The sequence below is a fragment of the Bartonella vinsonii subsp. berkhoffii ATCC 51672 genome (genome assembly GCF_902825225.1).
GTDB classification, from domain to species: domain Bacteria; phylum Pseudomonadota; class Alphaproteobacteria; order Rhizobiales; family Rhizobiaceae; genus Bartonella; species Bartonella berkhoffii.
Genome location: NZ_CADEAK010000157.1, coordinates 1 through 451 on the forward strand (window position 1 = coordinate 1; position 451 = coordinate 451).

Genomic DNA, 451 nt, shown 5'->3' on the forward strand with positions numbered 1-451 from the left:
AAGCGGATGCTATCTACCTTGATGAAATTCGTAAAGCCGGACTTTATGACAAAATTTGGCAGGCTTTTGCTATTCTTCTTCCTGTTCAGACTGTTGGAGTTATGGGCGATGGGCGCACTTACGAATTTGTTTGTGCTCTTCGCGCGGTAACATCTGTAGATGGAATGACTGCTGATTTCTATCCATATGATATGGAGTTTTTAGGCAAAACAGCGGCACGCATTATTAACGAAGTGAGAGGTATTAATCGTGTTGTGTATGATGTAACTTCAAAGCCTCCTAGTACAATTGAGTGGGAATGATTGAAAAACAATTTTTTTAAAATTGTTTTGCACTTTGTATGATTTTTAAAAAATCATTATCTGATTTATATGAACCGATATTGTTTAAAATTAAGAAGTGTGAAATTTTGAATGTCTGAGAGAAAAATTGTTGCACACCGTGGTGGAGC

Annotated in this window: 1 protein-coding gene; it reads left to right on the plus strand. The window is 36.6% G+C overall.

Features of this window, described 5'->3' with window-relative positions:
• The coding region (locus J7R10_RS08715; protein ID WP_484792992.1) for a GMP synthase (glutamine-hydrolyzing) at nt 1–302 on the plus strand (302 nt) is incomplete at its 5' end.
• Between the last annotated feature and the right edge of the window lie 149 nt (nt 303–451).